The sequence below is a fragment of the Clostridium sp. HBUAS56010 genome (genome assembly GCF_007115105.1).
Lineage (GTDB): Bacteria > Bacillota > Clostridia > Lachnospirales > Lachnospiraceae > Lacrimispora.
Genome location: NZ_SULJ01000007.1, coordinates 1 through 20,096, shown reverse-complemented (window position 1 = coordinate 20,096; position 20,096 = coordinate 1). Strand labels below are relative to the sequence as shown.

Annotated in this window: 22 protein-coding genes and 2 pseudogenes; 5 read left to right on the top strand and 19 right to left on the bottom strand. The window is 37.2% G+C overall.

Annotation, left to right across the window (positions count from 1 at the left end; genetic code table 11):
* Window positions 1-81: 81 nt before the first annotated feature.
* The 7 genes and pseudogenes from FAY33_RS11975 to FAY33_RS11945 all read right to left on the bottom strand — a co-directional run bounded on the left by FAY33_RS11975 (window position 82) and on the right by FAY33_RS11945 (window position 5,942).
* Window positions 82-573, bottom strand: coding sequence for an 8-oxo-dGTP diphosphatase (locus FAY33_RS11975; RefSeq protein WP_143321467.1), 492 nt, complete (start codon window positions 571-573; stop codon window positions 82-84).
* Window positions 574-587: 14 nt separating this feature from the next.
* The gene (locus FAY33_RS11970; protein WP_143321466.1) at window positions 588-989 is read right to left on the bottom strand and encodes a ty transcription activator TEC1; all 402 of its coding nucleotides are present in this window, start codon (window positions 987-989) and stop codon (window positions 588-590) included.
* Between the two features lie 703 nt (window positions 990-1,692).
* Complete coding sequence (locus tag FAY33_RS11965) at window positions 1,693-2,163, bottom strand: LURP-one-related family protein (RefSeq protein WP_143321465.1); 471 nt, start codon at window positions 2,161-2,163, stop codon at window positions 1,693-1,695.
* 129 nt (window positions 2,164-2,292) lie between these two features.
* Window positions 2,293-3,084, bottom strand: coding sequence for a CPBP family glutamic-type intramembrane protease (locus FAY33_RS11960; RefSeq protein ID WP_143321626.1), 792 nt, complete (start codon window positions 3,082-3,084; stop codon window positions 2,293-2,295).
* A gap of 423 nt (window positions 3,085-3,507) precedes the next feature.
* Window positions 3,508-4,134, bottom strand: a complete 627-nt coding sequence (gene nth / locus FAY33_RS11955) for an endonuclease III (RefSeq protein WP_143321464.1) — start codon at window positions 4,132-4,134, stop codon at window positions 3,508-3,510.
* A 46-nt stretch (window positions 4,135-4,180) separates the two neighbouring features.
* Window positions 4,181-5,416 (bottom strand): annotated as a pseudogene (locus tag FAY33_RS11950) (endonuclease Q family protein); the annotation flags it as partial.
* 109 nt (window positions 5,417-5,525) lie between these two features.
* Window positions 5,526-5,942 carry a YjdF family protein gene (locus FAY33_RS11945; RefSeq protein ID WP_143321462.1) on the bottom strand — a complete coding sequence of 139 codons (417 nt, stop codon included), beginning with the start codon at window positions 5,940-5,942 and terminating at the stop codon, window positions 5,526-5,528.
* Window positions 5,943-6,299: 357 nt separating this feature from the next.
* Here FAY33_RS11945 and FAY33_RS11940 point away from each other — a divergent pair, with 357 nt between their 5' ends.
* Window positions 6,300-7,310, top strand: coding sequence for a hypothetical protein (locus FAY33_RS11940; protein WP_143321461.1), 1,011 nt, complete (start codon window positions 6,300-6,302; stop codon window positions 7,308-7,310).
* A gap of 66 nt (window positions 7,311-7,376) precedes the next feature.
* Here FAY33_RS11940 and FAY33_RS11935 read toward each other — a convergent pair whose 3' ends face one another.
* From FAY33_RS11935 to FAY33_RS19485, 10 genes are all read right to left on the bottom strand, one after another.
* Window positions 7,377-7,583, bottom strand: coding sequence for a hypothetical protein (locus FAY33_RS11935; RefSeq protein WP_143321460.1), 207 nt, complete (start codon window positions 7,581-7,583; stop codon window positions 7,377-7,379).
* 68 nt (window positions 7,584-7,651) lie between these two features.
* Window positions 7,652-8,305: an ABC-2 transporter permease gene (locus FAY33_RS11930; protein WP_143321459.1), complete on the bottom strand. Its 654-nt coding sequence runs from the start codon at window positions 8,303-8,305 to the stop codon at window positions 7,652-7,654.
* On the bottom strand, window positions 8,302-9,153 hold the full coding sequence (locus FAY33_RS11925) for an ABC transporter ATP-binding protein (protein ID WP_143321458.1): 852 nt from the start codon (window positions 9,151-9,153) through the stop codon (window positions 8,302-8,304). Before FAY33_RS11925 ends, FAY33_RS11930 begins: the two co-directional genes overlap by 4 nt.
* A 2-nt stretch (window positions 9,154-9,155) precedes the next feature.
* Window positions 9,156-9,527, bottom strand: coding sequence for a GntR family transcriptional regulator (locus FAY33_RS11920; protein ID WP_143321457.1), 372 nt, complete (start codon window positions 9,525-9,527; stop codon window positions 9,156-9,158).
* A 96-nt stretch (window positions 9,528-9,623) separates the two neighbouring features.
* Window positions 9,624-11,300, bottom strand: coding sequence for a methyl-accepting chemotaxis protein (locus FAY33_RS11915; RefSeq protein WP_143321456.1), 1,677 nt, complete (start codon window positions 11,298-11,300; stop codon window positions 9,624-9,626).
* A gap of 173 nt (window positions 11,301-11,473) precedes the next feature.
* Complete coding sequence (locus FAY33_RS11910; protein ID WP_185967605.1) at window positions 11,474-12,481, bottom strand: tocopherol cyclase family protein; 1,008 nt, start codon at window positions 12,479-12,481, stop codon at window positions 11,474-11,476.
* Between the two features lie 208 nt (window positions 12,482-12,689).
* Window positions 12,690-13,526, bottom strand: coding sequence for a methyl-accepting chemotaxis protein (locus FAY33_RS11905; RefSeq protein ID WP_143321454.1), 837 nt, complete (start codon window positions 13,524-13,526; stop codon window positions 12,690-12,692).
* A gap of 327 nt (window positions 13,527-13,853) precedes the next feature.
* Complete coding sequence (locus FAY33_RS11900) at window positions 13,854-14,555, bottom strand: hypothetical protein (protein ID WP_143321453.1); 702 nt, start codon at window positions 14,553-14,555, stop codon at window positions 13,854-13,856.
* 579 nt (window positions 14,556-15,134) lie between these two features.
* Entirely contained in the window at window positions 15,135-15,470 is a 336-nt protein-coding gene (locus FAY33_RS11895; RefSeq protein ID WP_143321452.1) for a hypothetical protein, read from the bottom strand.
* Window positions 15,471-15,484: 14 nt separating this feature from the next.
* On the bottom strand, window positions 15,485-15,640 hold the full coding sequence (locus FAY33_RS19485; RefSeq protein ID WP_185967604.1) for a hypothetical protein: 156 nt from the start codon (window positions 15,638-15,640) through the stop codon (window positions 15,485-15,487).
* A gap of 193 nt (window positions 15,641-15,833) precedes the next feature.
* Here FAY33_RS19485 and FAY33_RS11890 point away from each other — a divergent pair.
* Window positions 15,834-16,176 (top strand): annotated as a pseudogene (locus FAY33_RS11890) (conjugal transfer protein); the annotation flags it as partial.
* A gap of 24 nt (window positions 16,177-16,200) precedes the next feature.
* On the opposite strand, the gene FAY33_RS11885 reads toward FAY33_RS11890, so the two are convergent.
* Complete coding sequence (locus tag FAY33_RS11885; RefSeq protein ID WP_143321451.1) at window positions 16,201-16,545, bottom strand: helix-turn-helix domain-containing protein; 345 nt, start codon at window positions 16,543-16,545, stop codon at window positions 16,201-16,203.
* A gap of 113 nt (window positions 16,546-16,658) precedes the next feature.
* Here FAY33_RS11885 and FAY33_RS11880 point away from each other — a divergent pair, with 113 nt between their 5' ends.
* Window positions 16,659-17,261, top strand: a complete 603-nt coding sequence (locus FAY33_RS11880) for an alpha/beta hydrolase (RefSeq protein ID WP_143321450.1) — start codon at window positions 16,659-16,661, stop codon at window positions 17,259-17,261.
* Entirely contained in the window at window positions 17,248-18,273 is a 1,026-nt protein-coding gene (locus FAY33_RS11875) for an NADH:flavin oxidoreductase (RefSeq protein ID WP_143321449.1), read from the top strand. Before FAY33_RS11880 ends, FAY33_RS11875 begins: the two co-directional genes overlap by 14 nt.
* 5 nt (window positions 18,274-18,278) lie before the next feature.
* On the opposite strand, the gene FAY33_RS11870 is transcribed toward FAY33_RS11875, so the two are convergent.
* A complete protein-coding gene (locus tag FAY33_RS11870) occupies window positions 18,279-18,632 on the bottom strand; it encodes a MerR family transcriptional regulator (protein ID WP_143321448.1) in 354 nt (117 codons plus the stop codon).
* 94 nt (window positions 18,633-18,726) lie between these two features.
* On the opposite strand from FAY33_RS11870, the gene FAY33_RS11865 reads away from it, so the two are divergent.
* A complete protein-coding gene (locus tag FAY33_RS11865; RefSeq protein WP_185967603.1) occupies window positions 18,727-19,908 on the top strand; it encodes an MFS transporter in 1,182 nt (393 codons plus the stop codon).
* Window positions 19,909-20,096: the final 188 nt, after the last annotated feature.

Genomic DNA, 20,096 nt, shown 5'->3' with positions numbered 1-20,096 from the left:
GCTCCATGTTTTGATACAATTAACATTCACACACTTCCTATTCTTAGTCTTTTTCAAATATACCATGAAAAAATGACGGGGTCAATCCATTTTTTTATGTTCCATCGGAATTCCATTAAGATATGCGGCGGATAACTTCTCTCCCGCATATTGAAGTTTTAAAGAAAAGAAAGGAATTTCTTCTCTCAGAAGTTGGAAAAAGATTCTATCCCCTTCCCAAAGCGGAAGCTTAGAAATATGGTCTTTGTTTACCCATTCCAGTTGTCCTTCTTCACACTCTGCCAAATCTCCCTGGTACTGGTCGGAAGTATACAGAAACATATATTCATCAGGATACTGATCGGAGACAAAGGTTATTATTCCTCTTTGCCGATAGGATAAGAGAGTCAGCCCTGTCTCTTCTTTCACTTCCCTCAAAAGACAATCCTCCGGGCTTTCGCCAGCTTCAAAATGTCCGCCTACGCCAATCCATTTATCCTGATTTACATCATGCTTCTTTTTGATCCGATGCAGCATCAGATACTGGTTCTCCTGCTCAACGTAACAAAGGGTGGTAAGATTTTTATACGCCATTGCCTGTTCCCTTCTTAATTTATGCCTGTAATCGCCGTATTTCCGTTAATGGTTTCTGTTTCTTTTTCTTCTTTTCCTGCCAGATCTCCTACTTGAACCTGAACAACACAATTCGTCTCATGTCCCTCGTAAAGTACTGGTACGCGGTAAGATCCTGCTGTATTCCAGTCACACCTGGATACATCAAACGAAAATTTCTTGTAATCGTATATTTCTGGGGAAAAATAATTTTCCGGCTTCAATTCCAAAACCGTTCCAACGCTGGTTTTTGCATAAAAAGTTGTTGTAACCTTTTCATCAAAAATAGGTTTTGTTCTGGTTCGAAATACCTGAAATAATACAAGAATTGCTGCAACTAAAAGAAATACTCCAAATATAGCAAAACGAACGCCCTGTTTTCTTTTACTGTACTCCATTTACTCCTCCATACTCATTTTAATTACTTATTTCAAACAATTTTACACCTGATACCCCCACTGACTAATAACTTTACACCTGCCAATCACACAAATCTCCAATAAAATTAAAATATTAGAATTTAATCCCGGAAAAAGCCTGACTGCAGGTTATCAACAAGATGACTGCAGTCAGGCTGAGTACATAAAATCACCCTGGCTGAAACGTTTCTTTTCTCTTCTGTCGGAATTCATCATTCTGCTATTTCTGAATCCCTTTTTATTTATTTTAACATAGATTTTCCAGGATATTATTTTTAGTTTTCTTAATATTCTCTGAATTTTAACTCATCAAGATGCGTCTGATATAACAGGCAATGAAAATCCATGTCTGTAAGAAGCTTTCATACGTTTAAATCATATATCTTGTTTCTTTTCTGAATGATTGGAACAGAATGCTGCCTGTAATTTTACGAAAACAAATGCAGGCTGCAAGTTCACTTTAAGGCGCAAACACAGAGAACTGAATTTGCATATGAAAACAATTGACGTTAAATACTAAAATTCTCACACATTTCTATGAATTGAAAGAACCCATCTATGAATAGATCGGAACTTTCTTGATAATATTAAGGGTTTTTGAGAAAATCCTTAAGAAATACAGAAAAAAACTGGTTCTTTTAATATTTATAAAAGAAGATCTTCCAAAGTAAACGATTTGTTATTAATTTTTATCACATTTTACTGCATCAATCGCCAATACCACCATGAGAGCCAAAAGACCGTCCGTTTCGTGAAACACTTCAATCATATAGGTATCTGTAAAGTTAAACAGTTGTTTTTCGATGGAAGCAACCATGTTCCCATTAGAAGAAAGAAGGCGGTAATCCCATTCCATAAAGCTTCCTTCCACCTTCCATCCATTACAATCCACAGTAAAAGAAGGCTTAAAAAAAGTGAATTCTTTTGTAATTGTTCCTATGGTTTCTCCATTTATCTGAATATGAAAACGGGGCAGAAATGTAAGGACTTGTTCTGTTAATGTACCCAGGTGCACATTTTGTCTGTCATAAATCTCCAGTTTATGGCCCCATGCCAGTTTTCCTTTTACCGTAAATACAGTATTTCCCTGTTCATCATAGATGTCATAACTATCAAACCATGAGAAAAACCGTTGTTTAAACATTAATTTCATAATCAGAAAATTCCTTTCTTAAATGGTGTGAAATGTGAACGAAACTCCCCCTTTGATTCATGACATCTTCTTCTGCTTTATTATATGTCAATTGGCAGACAAGACATACTAAAACGGGGGGTGATTCTATTATCTTTTTCTCTTGTTATGGATCATAACCGTTATGATTGAAAAAAGAATCATTACGGAATTGGCTGCAACCGTTCCTCTCCATGTCATAGTCATAGTGCCAAATATCGGTGAGACTGCATTGAACATGGTATGAAAAAGCAGGAACACAAACACATAACTTTTTCCCGCTATTCTATAAACAGCTCCTCTAAAAAAACTAAATGACATGAGCTGTATTTGAAACATCCAAAAATGAATGGTTCCTGCACAATGATTGGTTCCTGGAATAAAGAAAAGCGGAATATGCCAGAAAGCCCAGATTATTCCTACGAAAACACAAGCTGGAACAAAACCGTATTTCTTGTCAAACTCAGGCTGTAACACATACATCCAGCCCGCTTCCTCCAAACCGCCAATAATTATTCCTCCGGGAATGGAAAGGAAGAATGTATAAAATGGAAGTGCCAATTTCACGCCCCCCAGTACTGCAATATGCACTCCAAAATACAGTACAAGCCCAGCAGTGACAAACAAATAAAGAAATACACTATTTTTTAAATAGAAAACTGTTTTCAGCCATTCTTTTAAGCCAGTTACTTTCTTGTTCTTTTTCAAAACAACATAGGAAGCAATTGCCGGAGATAAAATATAGATGGAAAAGGGAATATTCATTAGGAACTGTTGAAATGTATGAACCCAATTATAAACCGTATATCCGGATTGTCCAAGAACAATTAACATCCCGGAAACAAGGTAGGCGATGGAAAAGGTCAATACTATATATTGTATACTGCATTTTTTATTCATTATGGTTGACTCTCCTCTTTCCAGCAATTGATTACAGAATATCCTGCTTATTGCCAGACAGGCCTCATTCTACATATGGCTTGGTTCACATTCTACCATAACCTTATGATCCTGTCTATCTGGGATCCTTATTAATCCGATGAAAAGAGTGGAGTTGTGGTGAGCCGGGACTATCAGGGATTGATTATAAATCATATGAAATTACGCCCCTAGACATTTAACAAGTGATGATACTTGCTCCATATAACGATTTAAAGCCACAGGGGTCCTACGACCCCAGACTGCTTACCTGCATCTTTTGAATCCTTTTTAAGAGATTGAAACCCGCAGGGGTACTGCGACCCCAGACAAGATAAGACAACAACAAAAATAGAAAAAGCTATCCTCCCGGCATCTAAACTGCCGGGAGGATAGCTTTTCCTCACATCATTCCATTTTCCTCTCACACCAATCTGCTAACACACACGCATCACATTTTGCCCTTCTTGCTGTACAAACTGCCCTTCCGTGATAGATCAACTGAAAATTAATCCGGTTCCAGTGTTCTTCCGGCAGTACTTTTTGTAATTCCAATTCCACTTGTACCGGATTCTTCCCAGTTGCCCACCCAAGCCGCTTTGAGATGCGGAATACATGGGTATCAACGGTAACTCCGGGTATTCCGTAATAATCTGCCAAAAATAAAGTGGCAGTCTTTCTTCCTACTCCTGCCAGTTTAAGCAGCCCTTCGATGTCTTTTGGTACTTCACCGGAAAATTCTTCTGCGATCTGCTGACAGCATTTCTTTAAATTTCTGGCTTTATTTTTATAAAGCCCAATGGAACGAATGGCATCTTCTATTTCCTCCAAAGAGGCATCTGCCATATCTTTTGCCTGTTCAAATCTTATAAATAACTGAGGTAACACCTCTTCTACCTGCTTATCCGTACTTTGGGCACTAAGCATAATGGCTGCTAACAACTGCCACAGCTGCTTATGATAAAATCCCTGTTTCCTCACACCATAAATCTCATCCAGTTTTTCCAATACCCTGGTCACATATTCTTTTTTCATTCGTAGAAACTCCTTATAAAACCATTCATTCAAAGGGTTACCGTTTGATCTCCCCCGGCTCAAATAACTGTATCACTCCATACTCCCCGTCATATCCGGGGCTGCATGTTACTTTTTTACTTCGCAGTCTTGTAATTCCTTCCGCAATCCATTCTCCCGAAACCTTACGAATGTCTTCAATCGGAAGATTTCGTAAAATATCAAATTCCGTTCCCAGAGTTTGAACCATGGTTTCATATTGAGTCTGAACCTTCTTGCTTGCTGTGGTATAGCCCATGGAAGCGGCAATTACTTCCAGTAAAGGTACCATGCTTTCAAAGAATTCCTCTTTCAATTGCCTATATCCTTCCTTTCTGTCTGCAAGCTGTTCAATCCGGTGTGATACTCCTGTGGTCAGTTTTCCTCCGCAGACCGGACATTTCCCCTTATACTGGAGTGCCTGGGAAGGTGATAAACACAGATTGCATTTTCGATGTCCATCATAGTGGTATTTTCCCTCTTCCGGGAAAAATTCTATGGTTCCCTTTAATCCCTCACCTGTCCTGATCGCATCAGAAAGCCCCTGATAAGAAAAATCGGTATTAAAAAGATTTGCTTCCCGCCCCAGTTTCGATGGAGAATGAGCATCGGAATTGGACAAAAGCTGAAAGCGGTCCAGGGCAGAAAGTCTGCGGATCATAGGCGGATCAGAAGAAAGCCCTGTTTCCAGAGCATGGATGTGGGGAGTCAGATCCTCAAAACATTCTTCAATGGAATCGAATCCGGAAAAAACTCCAAATAGGGAAAAATGAGGAGTCCAGATATGGGCTGGAATAAAAATAGCTCTGGGACATGTTTCTAAAACAATTTCCAGGAGATTCCGGCAATCCAGACCAAGAATGGGCCGCCCGTCGGAATGAAGATTGCCAATGGCTTCTAATTTCTCTGATACCAGTTGTGCCTCTTCTATTCCAGGAAGTAAGATTACGCTGTGAATCTTCCTTACTCTCCCATTTTTCTTATATATGGTACTGATTTCACCGGATACCACAAATCTGGGAGATTCTGCACCAGATAGTATCCCCTGTTTCATACAATACTCTTTTTTTAACACATAAAACCCTTCTTCTGCCGGAGTCAGCTTCTGCCTTAATTCCTCCCGCCATACCGGATGGGTAAAATCTCCGGTTCCCAAAAGTTGAATTCCCTTTCTTCTTGCCCAAAAGTCCAGATATTCGGGAGTACAATCCTTACTGGTGGCTCTTGAGTAATGGGAATGAATATGTAAATCTGCTATATACATGATATCACCTGTTATTCTTTCTATTAACTGTAATGATATTCTACACCTCAATAATGCTGTTTGAATGAGTGAATTTTTTCCTGTTTTGCAGAAAAGGAGAACAGGGGCATTATCTGCCCCTGTGTTTCTCCTTCTTTTTTTGCTGCTTCTGTTCAAACTGAAACTGTTTCTTAGCCTCTTTTGCTTCTCTGGCAAATACTTTCCGTTCCTGTTTTCCCTCTTCCTGCTGTAATTTCAACGCCTGCTGGGATCTGGTGCCAATCCCCGAACCGGATATCTGACGGTGTATCTCTCTTTGCAGACGTTTGGGGTTCTTCACCTCTTTTTTTACAACAGCATCCACAGCAGGGCTAAGACGCAGCCTTCCGTAATTTTTCAGAAGATACTCCTGCACCTCATAGTCCTTTGGCTCCGGACCAAATGTTACTTTGGATACAGAAAGCATTCCATTGGATACCCGTTCCAATACTCCGACCCAGAATGGGTCCTCGAAAAACACGAAGAATCTCACTGCAGTTTTGTCCATTATAATTCCTCCTTTATTTACATAAACAAAGAACGGACAACCAAGGAGGAGGGTTACTTAGAAATAGCCATACACTGCCATTTCCGCCCGGACTACCAACCGGATCTTATGGAATATTCCACATGTGTGTTTTCATCTTTGCATTTTTATTATAGCACAGGTATCTTTTACAGAAAAGCCCTGACTGGTTATCGGAACGTTATATGACAGGAAAAATCTATCATCTGAATAGGAAATGCCACGGAAAAAGCATTGTTGTATTTTCCATAATATGGTACAATGAATCAATCAAAATTGCAGATTTTCTTATCAGGTTCTGAAACAGTTCCTGACAATTGCAACGGGAGGTAATGCAGCATGAAAAATTCCATAAAACTATCTGTCATAACCATTTTTCTGTCTCTGTCCGTGGCTTTAACCGCTTTTGGCGGAACATGGGAACAGGATTCTGATGGCTGGCGCTGGCTGGACAAAGGACAGCCTTCTTTGGTGTCTGTATGGAAATGGATTGATTCGAATCTGGATGGAATGGCAGAGTGCTATTACTTTGATGAAACAGGACATGTTCTGACCGATACCATAACCCCGGACGGTTACCAGGTTAACGAAAACGGTGCCTGGATATCTAATGACACAATACAGCAAAAAGCAATGAATCCCTCTGCCGCTTCCCAGGCAAAGCAGCAAGGCAAAGAGCTTTATCTGAATGCCATAAAGAAAAGTTCTGACCTGGCGGATCTGGATGTCAGCGGAGATATACAAATGATGTTCTTCTATCCGGAATTTGAAATCCCCGCTTTCATAAAACTGAATCAGAAATACCACAATATCAACACACCTGATATGGAGTTTCTATTACAGGCAAACCGTTCCATGATGGGGCTTAAAAATTCCCGTACCGCTTTCTATACTGACGGTACTTACTACACCGATCAGGGTCCTGGTAACCGGTATAAGATGAAAATCGGACATCAGGATATGATACAAAATCTGGCTTTAGGTCATCTAACCGGACAATTCTACAGATTTCTTGACCATGTCCAGATTTCAGAAAAAGAAGATGGAAGCAAAATAATTGTGTATACCAATCAGTCCGAAGGATTAGAACCTTATCTGGAGAACATAAATAATCAGATTTGGCCAGTTCTTAATGACGCTGATTTAAGAATCCAGTCCATTCAGGGAAAAGCAGTTCTAACTCCAGAAGGTTATTTTTCCAGTGAAGACATTACGATTGATTTAATTTCAGAAGAAGATGAGGATACTGTAACTTTATCCATGAATATTCATCTCGTCTACCACAATCCCGGCGAAAACGTGCGGATTGATTTTCCCTCCAGCGAAGGATATGAAGTTGTTGTTTATTAATACAAAAAAGGAACTCCTCTGGGAATTCCTTTTTTGTGTTATAAAATTCTTTCTTCTAAACATTATTTACCACACAATTCCCGTCAACAGGCAAAAGAGGAAAAACAGCAGAAAATATAAAAGCACCAGAAAAAAACAGATTTCTCCTGCCAGACGGAACTTCATGACAGAAATCCCCCTGCTCCATTTATAAAAATAATAAGAAATCAAAATGATTCCAAAAGTTCCAACCACAATTGGCATCCACGCCATTAACAGAAAGATAAGATTCATCACAGTACTCCCTAAACCGTCCTCTTTCTATCTTCTCCCTTTTTCCGGCACTTATAAGCAAAGCCTGGTCAGAACTCCTTTTTTTCCATGATTCTGGCTGAAACGGTATAGGATATGGTAAGAGCAACTGCCCATAAAATTATAAGAGCTGCAAAATAGTACCAGTTTCCTGCAAATTTCATATAACGGATGGAATCTATAAGATCCAAATTAAGAAAAGTTTCTATCTTGGAAAAAAGAAATACGGCTGCAAATACAGCGAGCACCACTCCCATCAGAACAATCCTTCCTTTTTCGCCTCCATATTTTAGCTGAAAGGGCATGTTCAGCGAAAAAAACAATTGTATCATGGTAAAATATGTGAGAGAAGAAACCAGCACTTCATGAAAACTCCAACCACTGCCTTTAATTGACAGAACTATTGCTGCAAGAAATGCAAAAAGCCAGATGACCATACTCAGGATCAGTCCAAATAAATATTTTTCCTTTACATATCCCCTTCGGCTGATTGGCAATGTAAATAAGAATGGGTAACCGTTGTCAAATTCATCATAGGTAATCGTACTAAACGTAAACATAGAAAACACCAAGGTCAGATATCCAATGATAAATGCAGGATTAAAATGAAAATGTAATAAAAATATACAAAACACGGTAAAAAAACCAAAAAAACGAATCTGTCTTCTCAATAAAAGAAAATCTTTGATCAGCAATCCTTTCATATGCTCCCTCCCCGAATCATTAATGTGATCAATTCATCAATATTGCCTTTTTCAATTACTATCTCCGGATATTTCTCCGTATAAAATGCTTTGCAATCGGTCAGGCAGCGAAAACCATAGTCTTCCTTGATTCGTTTTATAATATGGGTTTTATCCACCTCTTCGTACTGCTCACCAGAAATTTTTAATAATCCATACTGATCCAGCAAAATATCAGTTTCTTCATGAAGTACAATATGTCCTCTGTCGATGAGATAAATATCATCACAAAGCCGCTCCAGATCCCCGGATATGTGGGAACTAATCAGCACTGACCGTTCTTCTTCCTGCATATAACTTCTTATATAATCCAGAAGTTCCTCTCTTGCAATCACATCAAGCCCAGCGGTGGGCTCATCAAGGATCAGCAAACTCGCCTGATGCGACAACGCTGCAAGAACTTTTAACCTTGCTTTCATTCCTGCAGAAAAATCCCTTATTTTTTTGTGCAGTGGAAGTCCTCCCTGTCTGCATCGTTCTATAAACTCCTTTTTATCAAAAGTTGTATACATGTTTTTCATAATCGTAACCAGATCCATAATGGTCAGGTATCCGCTGAAACCTGATTCCGCCAAAGACACTCCAATTAATTCTTTGTCTTTTTCAGTTAATTCCTGATGATTCTTTCCAAGAATCTCGATTCTGCCTTCATCAATGGAAGTCAAACCTAAAATTGATTTAAATATAGTTGTTTTTCCTGCACCGTTTGGTCCGATCAGACCAGTGATATAACCTGGACGTAATTCCATGGAGCAGTCCAATGTAAATCCATCATATTGTTTTTTTATTGTTTCCAATTTTAATACCATAATTAATCCTCCAAAATAATATGAAACATCTCCATTATTTCTTCTCTTGTCATACCGCAGCTATGAGCCTTGCGTATTGCTGCCTCAAATTCTCTTTCTATTTCTTTTTTCTTTTCCTCCAAGATAAGATTCTGATTGGTATTGGTTACGAAACTGCCTTTGCCATGTACCGTAACTACAAAACCTTCCTGTTCCAGTGCATCGTAAGATTTCTTTACTGTTAATGCGCTGACCCTCAGCTCCTTTGCCAAAGAGCGGACAGAAGGGAGCATGGCACTTTCTTTTAACTGCCCGGTCATAATCAGCTCCTTCATCTGTTGCACAATCTGCTCATAGATGGGCTGCATGGATGAATTATTTATAATTAGCTTCACTTGACCCCTCCTTTTCAAAAACAGCATATAACAGTTTAGGTAAAATGTCAACTGTTATATGCTGTTTATTGTTAATTATTCAATTTTATTAAAAATCTACTGTTTTAGCTGAAACTGATAAAGCAGATTTCTTAAAGTCTCCGCCTGACCGGCAAGTTCTTCGCTGGACGCTGAATTCTCTTCGGCAGTAGCCGCATTAATCTCAACAACCTGGGAAATCTGGTTGATTCCATGGTCAATCTCTATGGTAGAAGAAGCCTGACTCTTGGAGGCCGATGCAATATTTTCTACCTTTTGTAAAACATTTTCTGTTCTGTCAACAATCCCATTTAAATCTGACGCTGCTGCATCCGCAATAATAACCCCCTTTTCAACTGCCTGGAGAGAATCTTCAATTAATCTGGTTGAATTTTGCGCCGCCTCTGTACTCTGGCTTGCCAAAAGACTTACCTGACTGGCAACCACTGCAAATCCTTTTCCCGCTTCCCCTGCTCTGGCTGCTTCAATGGAAGCATTCAATGCCAGAAGGTTTGTCTGGGTGGCAATATCATGGATGGTGCCAATCATCTTACTGATCTGCTGAGAAGTATTTTTAATGTTTTCCATGGCAGAAACCATGTCCTGCATATTTTTATTTCCAAGAATCAGATCTTTTGTAACGTGACTTACTTCTTCCTTCATTTCCATTGCACTTCTGGCATTTTCAGAAATTTGTGCCGTCATTTCTGCAATGGTGTCGGAAAGGTCTTTTACAATTCCTGCCTGATTAACCGCACCTTCTGCCAATGTCTGTGCAGATTCCGATATTTGCACAGATCCACCGGATACCTGGTCTGATACCCTGCTGATATCTCCAAGACTTTGAGATATTTTATGGGTAAATACCTTCCATGAGTGTTCAATATTTTTAAAATCTCCCACAAACTCTTGTTTAAAAGATATATTAAAATTTCCCTCAGACATTCGTTCCATGGCAGCATCAATTTCCTCAATATAGGAAGCAATTTTCTGAATGGAGGTTCTGAGACTGCCTGCAACCTGACCAATTTCATCTGAGGACTCATAGGTAATGACTGTATGTAAGTTCCCTTCTGCAATATCACGGGAAGCGGACTCCAGCTCCCTTAATGGAACTACAATTGCTGCTGTTATCCGTTTTGCCATAATAAATGCAATTGCAAGGGAAACTGCTGAGAGTATAATCAACACAACAGACGCAACATTCTCAACAAGTTTACTTGTCTCATATTTTGACTGTGCCGCTTTGTCAGACCTGCTCCCCGTATCATCAAGTGCATCTGCAAGTGCCTCAGAAGACTGAGTAAAGCTGGAATTATAATAGCGGAGTGCTTCGTTACCATTTCCAGCTTCTATTAATTCCATAAGATGATAAGTATCTTCCTGGAATAATTTCAAATCATCGGTTAATGAATTTCCATCTGAACCGTTCTTCAAATTCTTATGAATAACATCTAAATATTCCTGAATCTTTGCAAAACGTTCATTAAAATCTTTTTTCTGCTCTTCTGTTATTGCCGAATCATTGTTGATCATTGCCCACAAAATCCGCTTATTAATTGTCTGTACATCCTTGCGAATCTCCATCTGATTCCTGGTTGTCTCATATTGTACCTGGTAAAATGTAGTGAAATTATTGCCAATAATCCGGAAACTAATAAAAGAAAAAACGGATGAAAGAAAAATTATGATAACCAATACTGCAAACACAAAACTTAAACGCTGAGCTATACGAAATCTGCTGCTTTTTCTCATAGGTATCTCCCCCTTTTATCTCTCGCTTTTTTGAAAGCGTGTATGATTATATTATATCAATTTTCTATTATTTGGCAATATTTTCTAACAACATTACATTTTATTAAGAATATGCAATTTTTATCACCGACTATGCTGTTAATTTTCCCTTTTACCTTAATATTCATTAAGATTTAAAACGGAATTTCATATTCATAGCTAATCCAGTTACTGTACAAATCAAATATTATTTCATTGCCTTGATACAGCAAAAATCTTCCAGAATACATATGCCCTTCTTTTATCAAACGAGTCATTTTTCCTTTCCTGGGCGCAGCCAGCTTATAAGAAAACGTTCCACTTCCATGGCTGTTTTTGTTTGTCAAAAATAGTTTCAGACTATATTGTCCTTGTTTTAAAATAATGCAGGTTTTGCGCAGACAAGCAACACGTGCTCCTAAATAGGTAGCAAACCGATATTCTCTATTCTTATACCATATAACACAAATACAGCCTTGAAAGGAGCAGCCCATAAATGGAATATGGGCAACAGCCGCCATAATAGAAGCTGGTTCTGAGAAATGGTTACAGTGGACCCATACATAGTCTTTTGGAAATGACCTGCCCCGGTCTCCTTCCATATACCCCTTCCCATCGGTAAAATCAAACATGGCTCCATTGATTCTTACGGTTCCTTTTAGCTCATGATTCATACTGATTATTTCATGTTTGCACTCCATAAATGGAACCAGTTCCAAGGGTCCCATAATTGAATACCGGATGGGTTGTAATTGCCTGTAACGAATAACTCCCTGTAGGGAAAAATCCTCAATCTTTATATTCAAACGCACTCCCCTCAGAGAAAAAATATTACTTCCAAGAATGATTCTCTTCTGCCTTTTGTCTACCACATACTCTTCTTCCGGAAAATCCAGACAATAAGAATTCTCATTCCAGATTATTTGAAGAAATGGATGCTTTGTCCCGTCTTTATCAATGCTTGCTCCCGCAATGAGTGCAAGAACTGTATTGTGATTTTCATGTTTATAAAACCAACCTTCAAATTGGTCAAACCGGAACATCGGATTAAAACAGGTTACACACAAATCTCTTAAGCTGTCTCTTACCAAAACCAATCTGTTTTTGGCTTTTTTTATTCGTTTATTCTTATGACCTGCACATGAATATCTGCTTTTTTGCATTTTTTCTCCCCACTTTTTCTGTATTTTATGGTGTGTTATATTTTGTTTCATTTTTTCTTCGTATTATATACGAATAGCTTTTCCAAATATCAGTTTTCATAATCAGCCAATTCTCATAATCTGAAAAGATTTTGTATCACAAAAAAACCGGTCTGTCGACCGGTTTTTTTTCTATCTCATTTGTTATTTATTTTGTCATTTTATTAATTCAGAATTTTTCCATTAATTTCTCCAGGTTCTTTGCAGAAACATTTAATTTATGAATGGAGTCTAAAATATTCTTAAACTCTTGTGTCTCCTCTATGAATATCTGATTGGATTCTGTGATTCGGTTATTAATCGTAGAAATGGACGCATTGATATCTTTTAAAACCGTGTCAATCTGGCTGATAGAATCACTGGTCGATGCAGACATCTTTCTTATCTCTCCCGCAACTACAGTAAAACCTCTCCCTGCTTCTCCTGCTCTTGCTGCTTCGATTGCAGCATTTAATCCAAGCAGGTTTGTCTGGGTGGATATATCCTTAACAAAATTTACAATTCCATCTGTATTCCTGGCACTGGCGCTGGCCTCTGTCACATTCTCAGATATTTCCCCATTCATGTTCTTTAGCTGTTCCATCCCAGATGATACCCGGTCCGTAGATTCGGTAATCTGGCTGATTCCATTGGTAAGATTGTCAATCAACTCGATTAATTGATTTCTATTCTCCAGACTTTTTCCAAGAGTCAGCACTCCAATGACCTGTCTGTTTCCACCTAAAATAGGGACTGCATATGATTTAAACGGTACCCCATAAACGTCTGCCGAAACATCTTTCACTATCACTCTGCCGGATATCAGTGCCTCTCTGACAGCACCTCCTACCGGAATCTGATCCCCAACTTCAATATTAAACTTTAAACTGTTTCCGTTCACCACCATAATAAATCTCTGTGTATCGGTTAATCCTACTGCCACATCTTCTTCGTATAAATTTGATAAGTATGGGATTACGTTATAGAAAGATTGAAGTAACTCCTGTTCCGTATTCTGATCATTCATGGCACTGCCCCCTTTGTCTGGTGTATTAATTCATCTGAAACTTACAATAAAATAGGAAATATCTTACTTATATTTCCTATTTTATTATATTCATCATAGGTTGTCAATGTTGGGAGTGTTAAGAAGAATTGAACCTTGTCCTTCCCAGGAACTTTCTGTTAAGGTATTACAGCAGTTCTTGACTCCATGTGCAATTTGAGTGCATTGATCTATGTCATTTTTAAATTTTTAAAAATCTCTTCCAATACAGGAATGCTTATTTGATAGAATTGCTGTCCATATATCTCCCCGCTTTTTTTATTTTTATTTATAGACAGTCAGGTTTTTTTATTTATTTTCCTTTTTTAAGCGGATATCTGCCAGTTTTTCTATCAAAGCAAATGCAATTCCCACCAATAAAATTATAAAAGGAATTCCTAATAAAGAAATCAGCATTCTCAGAATACTCTGGCTCTCATCTAATATAAGTAATAAATAATAATATAATAAAGAGCATGCCCAGCCTATAATAAGTCCCGTAAATACCATGACGATGCTTCTTTTCTGGCATTGCATCAAAATGGCTAAAAACAGACCAAATACCGCTCCAACCATGGCAATAGGAAACGTCATTCCCAACATGGTAGCTGAATACCCAAAAAACTTACTGATGATTCCGAAAAAATAGAGACCACAAAAACTAAGAATACCGAAAACAAACGGAGAAATGCCCAAAACAATCAAATTATTTATAACTGTTTTTTTCATATTTAACTCTTTTTTTCTGGTAATCAAAGAAAGAATCTTAAAGGCAATCATCATACCTGCAAGGATAAACATCGACCTGAAAAAAAGTGTCAAGGACCCCTGCAGCACCACTTTCCAATTGTATAACGGATCTAAAAAATTACGAGGATTGCTCCCCAAAATCAGACGGGTCAATTGAGTTAATATAACCGGGAATTTTACAGAAAACAAAACGCTTGCAATGGAACCTGCCATAGCTCCAATAATTATAGTTAATATGGTGTAATTTCTTTTTTCTTTCATATTAAAATCTTCCTTTTCATTTTTTCTTTTGTAATAAGACTTTCAGACAACCTGTCCTGAGCCGCCGCATAATCATTTCGCTCAAATCGACCTCCCATATACAAACCAAAACATAAAAATGATAGTATTAAAAACAAAAATCTTAGTACATTAAGAATTCTTATTATCATCTTTATACACCCTTCTTGCATTTTTATAAGTTTCTTAAAACCTATAAACAAAGAAGGTTCAGAGAAACATTCCTTTGGGATTGCTATTCTCCGAAACCCATGTTATGAACCATATTTTATTCCATAATACCCCAATTACTTTATGAATATTTTATCATGTAAAAAAATCATCATCAACCAATATTGGATACATCAAAACGGCAATTAAGTACATGACTTGTAACCATATACTTATTGATATAAAAAACAGAGACCAGAAGCAAAAGATAAAATCTGCTTCCAGTCTCTGTTTTAAATTAATGCCCATTTCTTTTGACATTTTTTCCATGGTAAAATTATCACTGATATGAAATTCCATATATCGTACAGCTTTTTCAAACAAACGATACCGGTTCGTAAACGTATTTCTCTACGCCTGCTCTTTTTTATCTTTCTTTATACAGTGGCTGCTGAGCCATATAAGCTCCAATGCTTTTAAGAGCAGATATTCGTTCTCATAATAAAACGGATTTTCAGCAATTTCCAGAAAAACAGAAGATAAATGTTCATTGCCAAAGGTAAGAAATATCTGTTGCTCTTTTGCAATCTCTTCCTGCAGCATCTTGAACGTCATGGATTTATTCCTGAAATACCGGCTAATACCCCCATCCGCACCTTCTCCATCCAACAACAGGCTGATCCCCTTTACCCTGCAATGAAGGCAATAAAAGTTCTCTAAAATATTCCCTTTTTCAAAATCTGCCATCACCTGGTCTTTTCTTACATAATCAAAAAAAGCATCTCTATTCCGGCAGCCAGTTTGCAGCGGATAATCGTTCCGGTGGCATTTTCTTCTTCCAGAAAGTACTTTGCAACTTCTCCATTATGTCTTATATTGGTGGCATAACGGTTCATATATTTTTGAAGGATCCCCATGGCTTTCTCCGAATATCGTTTGAACTTGGTTTCTATATGAAATCGTTTTCTGTGGCTTAGTTTATGATACGGAAATTAGGGACAAATATCAAGGTGGGATGGCTGGCACTTTTTCAATATCATGACACTCTTGATATTGGAAAATGGGATTACACTTAAACGGTGTGCAAGATCGATTCAGTAAAAAAGAAATTATATTATAAATAAATGCGCCTTGATTGGCTCTGGAAATATGGTTATCACAAAGAACCCCACCATTTGCAGCTTACCTGTAAAATCCGGCGATAAGCCAAAAGCAAAAGGAAGTAACGGGACGGCAAAAGAACTGTCTTATTATGTGAATGACAACGTATTAAAGACAACCGGGAAAATCTATTTCTTTTTGGAGTTGATAAATTCTATCTATATTTAGAAACGGGAATCAGGTCACGATTTCGCTGGCGGTCACGTATCTCGATAGTCAAACAAAGGCAACTCAAATATCGCAATTTGATTTGGTACTGGAAAAAAACGGGAACTGGAAAATTGTGAAATAACAAATGATTTAAGGCGGAACAATTTCATAGTATTGTTCCGTCCTTTTCTATCATCTGATGAGACTTTCCCCAATCACATAAAGATTCTAAAATTGGAACAAACGACATTCCTTTTTTGCTTAAAGAGTATTCAACTTTAGGTGGGATTTGATAAAATTCTTTGCGGACAATCATTCCATCTTTTTCAAGTTCTTTCAATTGAGTAGTAAGCATTTTATGAGTGATTATTGAAATATTTCTTTTCAGTTCACCATATCTTAATGTATTTGTACAGGCTAATTCATATATGATTTTTAACTTCCATTTTCCATCTACGATAGATAAGGCATATTCAAAAGGAGCTTGTGTACTCCGGCATAATGTATCCATACTATTGCTATCCTTTCTGTAAGTATCATACGAAATTGTGCATACTGGTTTATTGTAGTATTTTACAATATAATTTAAGCAAATTCAATATTTAACAAATTCGGAGGATAATTATGATAACTAAAAAAAACATCTATGTGATACACGGATATAATTCTTCTGCAAGTAGGCACTGGTTTCCTTGGCTTAAACAAAAACTAACTTCTGATAATAAAATATCAGTTAAAGTGCTTGATATGCCATCTCCTACAGAACCAAAATTGGAGGAATGGATCGGTAAGTTATCAGAAAGTATAGAAAGACTAGACCAGAACACCTTTTTTATTGCACATAGTCTAGGGTGTATTGCTTTATTAGACTATTTTGAAACCTTAAAAGAACTTCCTAAGATTGGTGGAATTATTTTTGTATCAGGGTTCAATCAAAAATTAGTAAATATACCGGAGATTAATGATTTCATTCGTACTGGATTTGATTATAAAAAAATAATTAATGCTACGACTTCACGAGTGGTTGTTACTGCTATAAATGATGAAATTGTTCCCACTGAATTTAGTAAAGAATTAGCAGATAGCTTAGAAGCAAAAATTTTTCAACTTTCTGCCGGAGGACATTTCTTAGATACCGATGGATTTTCAAAATTTCCAAAAATCTATGAAATAGTAACCAACATGATAGCAGATAAGCAGGAGCAGGTAGGGAATGGAAATGATTAATACGAAACAAAAATTTGAAATTACCAGTGTGATTTTTAAAAATCGAATTGTTATGGCTCCCATGGTGCCCTTTCATCTTAAAGCAAATGATGATGGCAGTATGAGTGCAAAGCAGATAGCACACTATTCCGATTTTGCTTCCCGTGGAATGGGCTTGATAATCAGTCAATCTCTTGCGGTAAGTAACAAGCATTCCATAGATGGAGGGTCATGTGTATATGATAGAGATTTGCATGAATATTATCTGAGAGAAATTGTTCAGAAATGCCATGAAAACAAGGTTCAGTTTTTTGCCCAATTAGCATATCCAAGTATAAGCTATTTTAAAGGCGGAAGTATAAATGACTTGTCTACAAGTGAAATAGTTACGATTCGAGAGGAATTTATAAAAGCTGCTCTCATATGTGAAGAAGCGGGTTGTGATGGAATTGAACTCCATGGAGCAAATGGATTTTTCCTCAATATGATTACTTCTGATATTGCAAATAGCAGAAGCGATCAGTATGGAGGAAGTGTATTAAGCAGAGCGCGACTAATCAAAGAAATAATAGAAGGAATTAAGAAGAGCTTAAAAGATGATTTTTTGATTTCTTTTCGTTTTGGATGCAGTTGGGACTTGATTTTAGATTTAGAGATTATAAATGAGCTTGTCGAGAGCGGTTTGGATTTCATTCACATATGTTCCGGTATTCCTCACCTAAAAAGCTTGGAGTTATCAAGTGATTATGAGTTCAATCAAACCGTGTACACAGCTTCTTTTTTGAAGAAGAACATAAACATTCCTATCATAGCAGTAAGCGATATACGAACTATGAATCGAGGTGATTTCTTATTGGAAAACAAAGTATGTGACCTTGTTGCATATGGAAGACCATTTTTAGCAGATAAAAATTTTATTATGGAAAGCATGAAGAATCCAGATTACAAGCCATGTTTTAATTGTAAGTATTGCTTTTGGTATTCGGATAACAACAAATGCCCCGCGCAGCGAAAGTTACAAAATATTCAATAGATATATCAATCTACAAGGTGGCATTTTATGAGTATATTGTCAATAAAGCTTTCTACCGCTCTTAAATGTTCAATTTGAGAATTGATTTTATTTTTTTCTGCTAAGAGAAATATTCTTCGTTCCTCTTTTCCTTCATTGGCATTATCAAAGAAGTGGAAATATAACTCTATATCTTCCAATGAAGTACCGATGATTTTAAAATTTTTGATGATTTTTAGTCGAAATAAATCATTTTCTGAATAGATTCTTCGATTACGAAAATCTCTTTGGGGAGAAATTAAGTTCTTCTTTTCATAGAAACGTAGTGTGTGGATACCAAAGCCAGTTTCTTTGGATATGTCCCCGATTAAATATTCCATAAAGTATCTCCTTTTCTATTGACATGGACCTAAGTCTAGCATCTATCATTTATTATATCATCAATGATGGAGAATAGAAAGGAGCTAACTTATTGTGAGCAGAACAAAAACAACATTTTTATCCATAGTATGCCTTATCATTACTACCAGCTTATATGCGGCTCAACCCATATTGCCAGAACTTGCTGCTGAGTATCATTCAAGCCTTTCTCAAATGGGGATTTTTATGACTTTGACTTTTCTTGGCAATGGAATCGCACAGGTTATGGTTATTCCACTGGCTGACAAGTATGAAAGAAGAAGCTTGGCACAGATATTTTTATTGATTGGTATCTTCGCCAACCTTATAATGGCATTTTCGGCGTCCATACAAATAGCTTTCTTGGCTGGGGTGTTAATCGGTTTTTATAGTTGTGCTAATATGTTGATTCTGTCATTTGCAAGTGGCATTACGGAAAGTGGTAAAAAAGGAAAAGTTACCGCTTCTATCATGGGAGGGGTATTATCAGGTATTTTACTTTCCAGAATGATTAGCGGAAGTATAACAGAACTTTATTCATGGCGTGTGGTTTATTTGGTAATTGCGTTATGCTTAATCATTTCTACTGTTGGGCTTTTCCTGTTCCCCAAATCCCAAAATGAATCAAATGAGGGAATTCAGTATTCTAAATTACTGCTATCCGTTATCCGTTTAATTCGTAATGAAAGGGATTTAAGGAAACGTATGCTTTCCGGAATGAGCAGTTTCTTAGTTTTTAATTTTCTTTGGACGGGACTGACATTTTTATTATCAGGTACACCATTTTATTTTGATAGCTTCACTATTGGTTTATTTGGCTTGGCAGGAGTAACTGGAATTCTATCTTCTAAAAAGGCTGGTTCCTTGTTTGACAGAGGATTAGGGGAAAAGGTTCTTCTGTATGCGTGGTGGGTATTAGGAATTTCTTGGTTTGTTTTAATGGGTGCATCATTTTTTTCTTCTCACAGCATAATCGGAGCAGTAATTCTTTTAGTGATTGGCATTGTAATCCTAGACGCAGCTATGCAAGCACAGCACATAACAAATCAGACATTTATTTTATCATCACATGATAAAGAAGAAAGTCGGGCATTAACAGCCTACATGGCTTGTAATTTATTGATGGGGTCTGTTTCTAATTTGATAACATCTTTATCCTATGCGTATATACAGTGGATTGGAATTTGTGTTATCAGTATTGGAGTTTGTATCATAAATGTTTTTATTCAAAGAAAATCGAAGAATGCTATCAACTAATATAAAAGTTATTTCAAAGAACTTACGGTGGCTAAAGGAGGTAGCCGCTATGAAGTACATTATTTTTAAAAATGGGAGTATCCTAAAGATTGTGTAAACCTCCAAACTGATGTAAGATGATTACAACAGTTTGGAGGTTTTATAATGTCAAAGAGAATGCGTGACGAATCACCACAAAAACAGGCTAT